Here is a 10,272-nt window from a genome sequence, read left to right as displayed (position 1 = left end):
AAATGCCATCGCCTTTGGAAAAACTGTGAGCGACAATTGAATACCAGCTTGCAATTCGTCAATTTGGCATTCCTCGCTTTGCTATTGCGGCGGGGGTGATCAAAAAGATCTCGAACAGGTTCTAAGGCTTGCTGTGAAGCAGGTACAATGCGCCTAATTTATTTAACGAGGTGAATGCGATGTGGCTATTAGCGCTGGAAGCAGGCGTTGCGATGTTTATATTGATTTTCATTGTCTGGTGGACGATGTTTCAAGGCCGTGCGCCAGAAACACCACCCAAGGAAGATAGAAAGCCAGCCGAAGAAGCCACGGATAGCGGCAATCCGCAATAAGTGAACGCAAGCTGGATTAATGCAGGGTACGCGGCAAGGATAAAACAAATTCCGGGATAGCGGCTTCAAAGCGATGCGCATCTTCTGCCACACAGAAGTAAATACCCTTCATGCTGCCCTGCGGGGTTTTCAGCGAACTGCCGCTGGTGTATTCAAAGCTCTGCCCCGGGGCCAGAAAAGGTTGATGGCCGACAACTCCCAGGCCCTTGACCTCTTCTACATGGTTTTTGCTGTCCGTAATGATCCAGTGACGGGAAATCACCTGCGCCGCCACGGTGCCGGTATTCTTGATGGTGATGGTATAGGCGAAAACAAAGTTGTTTTGCTCAGGGTCAGACTGGTCTTTCAGATATTGCGTGACCACAGATACGCTCATTTCATACGCTGCCATATTTTTCTTTCATGATGAATTGTGGTCATTGTGCCAGACCGGGGCAACAGCCGCTTGCCCTCACAAGGTAAAATAGCACATCTTTTTCAAGCGCGATTCCATCATGACCACTTTCCGCATTGCTCCCAGTATATTGTCTGCCGATTTCGCCCGCTTGGGAGAAGAAGTCCGCAATGTCGTCGCCGCTGGCGCTGACATGATCCATTTTGATGTCATGGACAATCATTATGTGCCCAACCTGACCATAGGCCCCATGGTTTGCGAAGCTATCCGCCCGCACGTGCAAGTGCCGATTGATGTACATCTGATGGTAAAACCGGTGGACCGCATCATCCCTGACTTTGCCAGGGCTGGCGCGAATATCATTAGCTTCCACCCGGAAGCGTCGGAGCACATAGATCGCAGCCTGCAAACCATCCGTGATCATGGCTGCAAGGCTGGCCTGGTATTTAACCCGGCCACGCCACTGAATGTACTGGAAAACGTCATCGACAAAATTGACCTCGTTCTCATCATGTCGATCAACCCCGGCTTCGGTGGCCAGACCTTTATCCCGCATACGCTGAAGAAGATCGCACAAGCTCGCAAGATCATTGATGAATCGGGCCGCAACATCATGCTGGAAGTGGACGGCGGCGTCAAAATCGAAAACATTGCAGAAATCGCCCGCGCCGGTGCTGATACCTTCGTTGCCGGCTCTGCCATTTTTGGCAAACCCGATTACAAAGCCATTATTGATGCCATGCGTAACGAATTGGCCAAGGTTTAATCCCATCGCTATTTCATCTTCAGGCTTTTCGTCATACCAGGCGAAAAGCCTTCTTCAGACTACCGCCCTACCATGTTCAGCCAAATCAAAGCCGCCATCATCGACCTCGACGGCACCATGATCGATACCGCACCAGACTTTTTGGTCGCCATCAACCGCATGCGTAGCGATTTTGCCCTGGCACCGCTGACGCTGGATGTTATCAAGACCTTGGTAGGCAAGGGTTCTGAGAATCTCATCCAGAAAGTGTTGTCCATAGATTTTGATGCCGATGGCGTAGCATCACGCTTTAACGATGCATTGGCAGCATATCAACGCCACTATCTGGCCATCAATGGTGACCACAGCCAACTTTACCCACAGGTGCAGGAAGGCTTGCAAGCCATGCGCGATCTGGGCATACGCCTGGTCTGCGTCACCAATAAACCACTGGCGTTTGCCTTGCCATTGATGCAAAAGAAAGAAATACTTCATTATTTCGAGCATGTCTATGGCGGTGACAGCTTTGCAAAAAAGAAACCTGATCCCTTACCCATGCAAGAAGCCTGCAAGACCTTGGGCTTGCCACCGGCACAAGTGCTGGCCATAGGGGATTCCAGCAATGATGCCATTGCTGCCCGTGCGGCAGCTTGCCCGGTCTTGACGGTGCCGTATGGATACAACCACGGCGAAGCTGTACAAAATATTCAAAGTGATGGTATAGTCGAAACCCTGTTGGTAGCAGCACAACTGCTGTCAGCGAAAAACTCTCATTGACTTTCAAACCATTCACATAACGAATGTTTCCCGATAAAAAACGTTCCATGATCACTCCAGGCACTTTTGAGGCCTGGCTATGGCGACGCTGGCAATTCTGTTAAACCACGAATGCCGCGAGTGGCTGTGCACATCCTAAGCACATCTTCTTGCTTGTTATATCAATCTGTCTTATCCGTCCTTACTCTGGTCTTGAGCGAATTTGCGTGCGTTGCTGTCGTAGACGCGTGCATCAGTTTCAAGAACAGGCAGACGGTTGAAAGAAAACCATGACCGAACTCGAATTCAAATCGTTGGCCGCGCAAGGCTACAACCGTATCCCCATGATTGCGGAAGCCTTCGCCGATCTGGAAACCCCGCTCACGCTGTATTTAAAACTCGCACAAACCCAAAACGCCGGCAAGAACACCTTCTTGCTGGAATCCGTCATGGGCGGCGAGCGCTTTGGCCGCTATTCTTTCATAGGCTTGCCCGCCAACACCCTGGTGCGCAGCTTTGGTGAAAAAGTCGAAGTCTTGAAAAATGGCCAGGTCATAGAAAGCCGCGACATGAATCCGCTGGATTTCATTGCCGAATTCCAGTCCCGTTTCAAGGTTGCCCTGCGCCCCGGCCTGCCGCGTTTTTGCGGTGGCCTGGCCGGTTATTTTGGTTACGATGCAGTACGTCATGTAGAAAAACGCCTGGCTGGCAAGGCGCCGAAAGATGATCTGGGCTTGCCGGAAATCCAGTTACTGGTCACCGAAGAACTGGCTGTCATCGACAATGTATCCGGCAAGCTTTACCTCATCGTATATGCCGACCCTACCCAGCCGGAAGCCTGGTCCAAAGCCCGCCAGCGCCTCAAAGAATTACGCGCCATGCTGCGCCGTAGTGTTGATGCCCCCGTGACATCCGCATCGGTGCGCACAGAATCAATACGCGACTTTGCCAAGGAAGATTATCTGAAGGCGGTCGAAAAAGCCAAGGAATACATCATGGCCGGCGACCTGATGCAGGTGCAGGTTGGTCAACGCATCAAGAAGCCGTATGTGGATTCACCGCTTTCACTGTACCGTGCCCTGCGTTCTCTGAATCCTTCGCCCTATATGTATTTTTATAATTTTGGCGATATGCAAATCATCGGTGCGTCACCAGAAATTTTGGTGCGCAATGAAAGCCTGAACGATGGCAGCAAGAAAGTCACCATACGTCCACTGGCGGGCACCCGCCCACGTGGTTCTACACCAGAACGTGATGCCGTACTGGCGAAAGAATTGCTGGCCGACCCGAAAGAAATCGCCGAACACGTGATGCTGATCGACCTGGCACGCAATGACATCGGCCGCATCGCCCAGACTGGCACAGTCAAAGTCACTGACCAGATGGTGATCGAAAAATACTCGCATGTACAACACATCGTCTCGAATGTAGAAGGTGTCTTGCTAGCCGACTTGTCCAATCTGGATGTATTGAAAGCCACTTTCCCTGCAGGCACCCTGTCTGGTGCACCAAAAGTCAGGGCAATGGAACTGATCGACGAGCTGGAACCGGTCAAACGCGGTATCTATGGCGGCGCCTGCGGCTACTTGTCCTTCGGTGGTGAAATGGATCTGGCAATTGCCATACGCACTGGCGTATTGAAGGATGGCATGCTGTATGTGCAAGCGGCCGCTGGCGTGGTGGCTGATTCAGTGCCGGAAATGGAATGGCAAGAAACCGAAAACAAGGCACGTGCAGTATTGCGTGCAGCAGAACAAGTGCAAGATGGCCTGGATGGGGAGATTTAAATGTTACTGATGATAGACAACTACGATTCCTTCACCTACAACCTGGTGCAGTATTTTGCCGAGCTGGGTGAAGATGTGCGTACTTATCGTAATGATGAAATTACGATTGCGGAAATCGAGGCCTTGAAGCCTGATCATATCTGCATTTCCCCCGGGCCTTGTACACCGGCAGAAGCAGGTATTTCAATCGCTGTGATAGAGCGCTTTGCCGGAAAAACACCTATTCTGGGCGTCTGTCTCGGGCATCAGGCCATAGGTGCGGCATTTGGCGGCAAGGTCATCCGCGCCAAACAAGTCATGCATGGCAAGACTTCTGTCATTGCCCACACTGGCGTTGGTGTCTTCAGGAATTTGCCAAGCCCTTACACGATTACCCGTTATCACTCCCTGGCGATAGAACGTGCCAGCCTGCCGGATTGCCTGGAAGTGACGGCATGGACAGATGATGGTGAAATCATGGGGGTGCGCCATAAAACCTTTAATCTGGAAGGCGTGCAATTCCACCCCGAATCCATCTTGTCCGAGCATGGCCACGCCCTGCTGAAAAACTTTTTGACTGGAACAGCATCATGACCATCTCTCAACAAGAAGCACTGACACGCCTGATTGAACACCGTGAAATTTTCCACGATGAAATGCTGTTCCTGTTCCGCAAACTGATGGGTGGCGAAATGTCGCCAGTCATGATTACCGCACTGACCATGGGCTTGCGCGTGAAGAAAGAAAGCGTAGGTGAAATCACCGCTGCAGCCCAGGTCATGCGTGAATTTTCGACCAAGGTACCGCTGGCGAATACCACCAACATGATCGACATCGTCGGTACGGGTGGTGATGGCGCGCATACCTTTAATATTTCTACGGCATCGATGTTTGTCACTGCAGCTGCCGGTGCGCGCGTCGCCAAGCATGGTGGCCGCAGTGTATCTTCATCCTCAGGCAGTGCTGACGTATTAGAGTCACTGGGTGTGAATATCAATCTCAAGCCGGAACAGATTGCCCAGTCAATAGCACAAACCGGCATAGGTTTCATGTTTGCGCCCAATCATCATGCGGCGATGAAGCATGCAGCACCGGTACGTCGTGAACTGGGAGTGCGTACCATCTTCAATATCCTGGGGCCACTGACCAACCCGGCTGGCGCGCCGAATATTCTGATGGGTGTGTTCCACCCTGATCTGGTGGGTATACAAATACGCGTCTTGCAACGTCTGGGGGCGCAACATGCGCTGGTGGTCTGGGGGCGTGACAATATGGATGAAGTCTCGCTCGGTGCACCGACCATGGTGGGTGAACTGGTGAATGGTGAAATTCGTGAATACGATATCCACCCCGAAGACTTTGGCTTACAGATGGTGTCCAATCGTAATCTGCGTGTATCGGGTGCGGATGAATCAAAGGCGAAGATACTCGACGTGATGAACAATGTAGCTGGTGCGGCTAACGACATCGTCGCCCTGAATGCGGGTGCGGCCTTATACGGTGCAGGCATCGCTACCTCGATTGCAGAAGGTGTCAAACTGGCCCAAGCTGCGATTGCATCCGGCGCAGCCAAGGCCAAGCTGGAACAGTTTATTGAAATCACCCAGCAATTAGGGAAGTAAGCTCATGTCCGATATTTTGAATAAAATCCTGGCCGTCAAAGCCGATGAAGTGACGGCTGCCAGGAAATACCAATCCTTTGCCAGCCTGCGTGCTGAAGTCGAATCGAACAAAGAAGCGCGGGCAGACCTGCGTGATTTTGAAGCCAGCTTGCGCGGCAAGATTAGCGCAGGCAAGGCAGCAGTGATTGCTGAAGTAAAAAAAGCCTCCCCTTCAAAAGGCGTGTTGCGTGCCGATTTTCGGCCGGCAGACATTGCGCAAAGTTATGCTGAACATGGGGCTGCGTGTTTGTCAGTGCTGACTGATGTGCAATTTTTCCAGGGTGCGCCAGAATACCTGCAACAGGCACGTGCTGCCTGCACCTTGCCAGCACTGCGCAAGGATTTTATGATCGATCCTTACCAGGTTTATCAAGCCAGGCATTGGGGCGCAGATTGCATACTGCTGATCGTCGCCGCACTCGACCATGGCTTGATGGCAGAACTGGAAGCCTGCGCGCATGAACTGGGCATGGGTGTGCTGGTGGAAGTGCACAATGGTGAAGAACTGGAAGCAGCCTTGAAACTCAACACAGCCATGCTGGGCATCAACAACCGCAACCTGCGCACGTTTGAAGTATCGCTGGATACGACAATAGGCTTGCTGCCACATATCACACCAGACAAACTGGTGATTACCGAATCCGGCATCATGTCTGCAACTGATGTCACCCGTATGCGCGAAGCGAACGTGCATGGCTTTCTGGTCGGCGAAGCTTTCATGCGGGCAGAGAACCCGGGGGCGGAACTGGCTAAGGTGTTTGGCTGATTTGCTGGCTACCGAGTTCCCCCTTCAGAGGAAGGGACTCGGTTAATCAAAACACCTGTGATTTACTGAACAAACTTTCTATACCTGCGTTGACAATAGACAATACACACTCACCACTTGCAACCCTTACCTGTCACCGTATCTGCCACAATCACTCCGGCGACCAGCAAACCGGCCAGCGCGACATTGCCTACTCGCGCTCCGTTTGAGTAGGCATTCAGGCAATCCTTCCGTCTGGCGTCCTGCACATCCCTGCCAAATTTCTCTTCAAATTTTAATTCCGCAGTTGCTGGTATTGGCATACGGTTGGCCTCGGTCCGTCTGTATTTTTTGTCCTCTGCCAATGCGGCTTTTCGTAAACCATTCAGGTCCAATGCGATGCCATCATGTAATGATGATGCTGTCGCGCTTGACGCCTCATGTTCGCTGACCTGATTGCTCATAGCTGGTGCAACTGCAGATGCCCGGGTTCTGTTGTCGCGCAATTGACGAGACAGTTGCGCGGTGGGCTTTGGCAAGGCCGCAGACGTAGGGGCTTGAGGCACCTGAACCTGGGCCCTGGGTATAGCTGCCACAAAACTGACCTCCAGATACTTGTAGATTTCTTGTTGCCCCGCATTTCTTTGCAAGGCCTGGCGTACAAGCAGCAGCAACAGCACATGCAAGAGCATGATGCCTGTCAAATAAGCAGGCTTTTGCCAACCCGGTTTCGACAGGTAAAAGTGCGATGCGGTCATGCGGGCGATGAGCGGAAGTGATGATGGTCTATGACCAAATCATACGCCAGAAAGTTCAGCTTTCCGGTTTTTGCCATAAAACAGTGACGCGCCCGGATGTTTTCCACAATGGAACTCGCAGCACTATAACGGCCAGGGCCGATCAGGTGGGCTTGGTCACCGTGCGAGGAAAAGTAGAATCAGCCGATGCCTTGACGAAATCGATGAAAGCCTTTTTTCCCGCTGGGTGGGTTCAACCCGCTGTAGTCAACCATCCTGTCGGACGTGGCTGTCCGCCTCGGTGCCACGCCCATGCAGGTAGCGCTCGCCTGGTTGCTGCGGCGCGCGCCAAACATCCTTCTGATTCCTGGCACCTCATCCATCGCGCATCTGCGGGAAAACCTGGCGACTGCAGAAATCAACTTGCCGGCTGACGCCATGACGGCACTTGACAGCATAGCGGCAACCGCTGGCAATACGTCATCATGAAATAAAAAAACCGCAATGCAGACATTCTGCATTGCGGTTTGCATTAGGAGCAATTCAGCGCTTATCGTTTACCGGTTTTTTGAAAACTAGGCCTGACAAAACTGCCGCCTTTGGCAGGTGCCTGTATCGACAGCGACAGCGCCGGTACATCATCTGCCTGCAATTTGGCTTGTACGGTCAACAGTTCATCACGACGGAAGGCATGAATCTGCACCGTTTCTCCGATGCGATAACGGCCCAATGCAGTTGCCAGGCTGTCCACCGCATCCGCTGCAGTCACTCTCAGCCCATTAATCGCCATCAATACATCATTGGCTGACAAACCGGCCAGATGGGCCGCACGACCCTCGTAGGCATTGGCGATCTTGCAGTCATTACCGTCACGCACCACGCGTACACCCAGGCTGGCTTTCTTGTTTGCCTTGCCATCATTGGCCAGCACAGCAAAGTCAGCATACATGGCAGCCAGCGGTACATCTTCCGTACCGCGTACATGCTTGTCCAGGAAACGGCGTACATTCACACCGGTGGTGGCTTCGACCAGTCCTTCAAATTCATTTTCAGCCAGCCCTTGTTGCTTGCCGGTCAGCACGCGCTCATAAAAATCACGACCAAATTTTTGCCACAACACGCGCATGACATCATCCAGCGATTTCTTGCCGGCGCTTTCTGCACGTATCGTCAAATCCAGCCCCAGGCCCACCAGTGAACCTTTGGTGTAATAACTGACGATGGCGTTCGGGGAATTTTCATCCTGACGATAATACTTGGTCCAGGCATCAAAGCTCGATTCCGCCACGCTTTGTTTCAGACGACCGCTGCCACGTGTCACCATGTTGATGGTTTTGGTGATCAGCTTCAGATACGCTGCCTCATCAATCACACCGGCACGCACCAGCATCAAATCATCGTAATAGCTGGTGAAACCTTCAAACAGCCACAACAGGCTGGTGTAATTTTCCTGCTGCAAATCATAATGGGCAAAAGCAGCAGGTTTGATGCGCTTCACGTTCCAGGTATGGAAATATTCGTGGCTGCACAGGCCCAGGAAACCGCGGTAACCATCTGTCATTTCTGTCTGATGCTTGAGCGGCAAATCGCTGCGGTTGCAAATCAGTGCGGTTGATGCACGATGTTCCAGGCCACCATAGCCTTCACCGACAACCATGGTCATGAACACATAGCGGTCCATCGGGGCTTTTTTGGTACGCGGTTCAAACAGGGCAATCTGGGTCTCGCAGATTTTTTTCACATCGGCAATGATGCGGTCCATATCCATATTCGGTACTTTGCCGGTCACCACAAAATCATGCGGCACGCCATGTGCTTCAAACGTAGCCATGGAAAAATCACCCATCTCAACCGGATGATCAATCAGCGCATCATAATTGGCAGCCACATAAGTACCAAAGCCATAGCGTTTTGCTTTCAGCTCAGGCAAAGAGGTAGCCACGCGCCAGGTCTTGCAGGCATCCAGATCAGCGCGCTGAATATCCACCACGTGCGGGCTCATTTCCTGTCCATGCACACACAAAAAGACACTGGTGCCGTTGAAGAAGCCATGGCTTTGATCCAGGTGCGCCGCACGTACCGACAGATCCCAGGCATACACTTCATAAGTGATGCGCAATGCTGCCTTGCAGGGGGCAGCCTGCCAGGTATTTTTATTCAGTTTTTTCAGCGTGATTTTTTTTCCGTCAGAACTGGCCTTGATCTGTACGATGTTGCGAGAAAATTCACGCACCATATAGCTGCCCGGTATCCATACCGGCAGGCTGAGCACTTGCCCGGCCACGTCTGGCGCAGCAATGTCCAGCGTAACCTGGTACAGATGCCCCGCAAGGTCTTTGGGCACGATGGAATACAGCAAACCATGCGCCGATGCGGTGGTGATTGTCCCTTGCTTCTTTGTAGTTATCGTTTTTTTCATTCTGAACGATCTTTCCGAATCTTTATTAATTGGTTTGCTGACTTATTTGAGGGCTTATTTGCCAACTTAGTAGCTACGCACATTCGCCGCAATAAAGGTAAATATCTGTGCGCCAACGACCACACGGGTCAGTTGCAAACGCAGGTCAATAAACCATTGCGGCACGCCATAACTCTGGTACAGACGCTTGTCGATGACATAAGCAGCGATAAAACCTGCCACCTGCACCACAAAGCCAAACAGCATGTTTATCATTGAACACCAGGCAATCAGGGTAGGAATCACACCCCAGATCAATGCTTTTTTGGTTTCTTCATGATCACTGCCGCCGGCCATGATGGTCACGCCCCAGTGCAAGCCACCGAGGAAAGACAAAATCACAATGCCGTAATATAACTGCGCCTTGATGAAGTAACCCAACCAGTCGGGATGCACAATCCAGCATGCCAAAGTCAGCAAGACAAAAGGCACCAGACCTAAAAAACCCAGACGTATCACCAGTTTCTGATTGAGATTATTCATAGAGTTGGGCTGCCGTACGACTGCCCCGCATTAAATCAAGTCGAAGAAAAACGCTATTCTAGGGCTAAATAGGCCGTATAGATATATCAGGTAAGGATTTCACTCCGGCAAATCCTGGCGCAAAGGTAAAACATTGTGGCAAAACGATGCGCATTTTGTCATATCCATGCGTATTGAGATATTTTATTTGCATCA

General features: G+C 51.7%; 11 protein-coding genes and 2 pseudogenes. 9 read left to right on the top strand and 4 right to left on the bottom strand.

Going from position 1 to position 10,272, the window contains the following annotated elements:
• Positions 1–99: pseudogene (locus tag ACO0LM_RS26190) on the top strand (IS5/IS1182 family transposase); the annotation flags it as partial.
• A gap of 80 nt (positions 100–179) precedes the next feature.
• Positions 180–332, top strand: a complete 153-nt coding sequence (locus tag ACO0LM_RS26185; protein ID WP_423041473.1) for a hypothetical protein — start codon at positions 180–182, stop codon at positions 330–332.
• A 16-nt stretch (positions 333–348) separates the two neighbouring features.
• Here the strand turns inward: ACO0LM_RS26185 and apaG are convergent, their stop codons facing one another.
• On the bottom strand, positions 349–723 hold the full coding sequence (apaG, locus tag ACO0LM_RS26180) for a Co2+/Mg2+ efflux protein ApaG (protein ID WP_422990301.1): 375 nt from the start codon (positions 721–723) through the stop codon (positions 349–351).
• 103 nt (positions 724–826) lie between these two features.
• Between apaG and rpe the strand changes: the two genes are divergently transcribed.
• The 6 genes from rpe to trpC all read left to right on the top strand — a co-directional run bounded on the left by rpe (position 827) and on the right by trpC (position 6,420).
• Positions 827–1,492: a ribulose-phosphate 3-epimerase gene (gene rpe, locus ACO0LM_RS26175; protein ID WP_423041471.1), complete on the top strand. Its 666-nt coding sequence runs from the start codon at positions 827–829 to the stop codon at positions 1,490–1,492.
• Positions 1,493–1,564: 72 nt separating this feature from the next.
• Positions 1,565–2,248, top strand: a complete 684-nt coding sequence (locus ACO0LM_RS26170; protein WP_423041469.1) for a phosphoglycolate phosphatase — start codon at positions 1,565–1,567, stop codon at positions 2,246–2,248.
• Positions 2,249–2,517: 269 nt separating this feature from the next.
• Positions 2,518–4,014 (top strand): anthranilate synthase component I, encoded by a 1,497-nt coding sequence (gene trpE / locus ACO0LM_RS26165; RefSeq protein ID WP_423041467.1) that lies wholly within the window; start codon positions 2,518–2,520, stop codon positions 4,012–4,014.
• The gene (locus ACO0LM_RS26160; RefSeq protein ID WP_423041465.1) at positions 4,015–4,587 is read left to right on the top strand and encodes an anthranilate synthase component II; all 573 of its coding nucleotides are present in this window, start codon (positions 4,015–4,017) and stop codon (positions 4,585–4,587) included.
• Positions 4,584–5,615, top strand: a complete 1,032-nt coding sequence (trpD, locus tag ACO0LM_RS26155; protein WP_423041463.1) for an anthranilate phosphoribosyltransferase — start codon at positions 4,584–4,586, stop codon at positions 5,613–5,615. Before ACO0LM_RS26160 ends, trpD begins: the two co-directional genes overlap by 4 nt.
• 4 nt (positions 5,616–5,619) lie before the next feature.
• Positions 5,620–6,420, top strand: coding sequence for an indole-3-glycerol phosphate synthase TrpC (gene trpC / locus ACO0LM_RS26150; RefSeq protein ID WP_423041461.1), 801 nt, complete (start codon positions 5,620–5,622; stop codon positions 6,418–6,420).
• A gap of 110 nt (positions 6,421–6,530) precedes the next feature.
• On the opposite strand, the gene ACO0LM_RS26145 is transcribed toward trpC, so the two are convergent.
• Positions 6,531–7,157: a hypothetical protein gene (locus tag ACO0LM_RS26145; RefSeq protein WP_423041459.1), complete on the bottom strand. Its 627-nt coding sequence runs from the start codon at positions 7,155–7,157 to the stop codon at positions 6,531–6,533.
• Positions 7,158–7,367: 210 nt separating this feature from the next.
• Here ACO0LM_RS26145 and ACO0LM_RS26140 point away from each other — a divergent pair.
• A pseudogene (locus ACO0LM_RS26140) lies at positions 7,368–7,625 on the top strand (aldo/keto reductase); the annotation flags it as partial.
• Positions 7,626–7,686: 61 nt separating this feature from the next.
• Here the strand turns inward: ACO0LM_RS26140 and ACO0LM_RS26135 are convergent.
• Entirely contained in the window at positions 7,687–9,555 is a 1,869-nt protein-coding gene (locus ACO0LM_RS26135; protein WP_423041457.1) for a M61 family metallopeptidase, read from the bottom strand.
• 66 nt (positions 9,556–9,621) lie between these two features.
• Positions 9,622–10,077 (bottom strand): DUF3429 domain-containing protein, encoded by a 456-nt coding sequence (locus tag ACO0LM_RS26130; RefSeq protein ID WP_423041455.1) that lies wholly within the window; start codon positions 10,075–10,077, stop codon positions 9,622–9,624.
• Positions 10,078–10,272: the final 195 nt, after the last annotated feature.

The sequence above is a fragment of the Undibacterium sp. Di26W genome (genome assembly GCF_049340265.1).
Taxonomy (GTDB): domain Bacteria; phylum Pseudomonadota; class Gammaproteobacteria; order Burkholderiales; family Burkholderiaceae_D; genus Undibacterium.
Note: the sequence above shows the minus strand (reverse complement) of the source record. Positions and strands in the feature narration are given on the sequence as shown.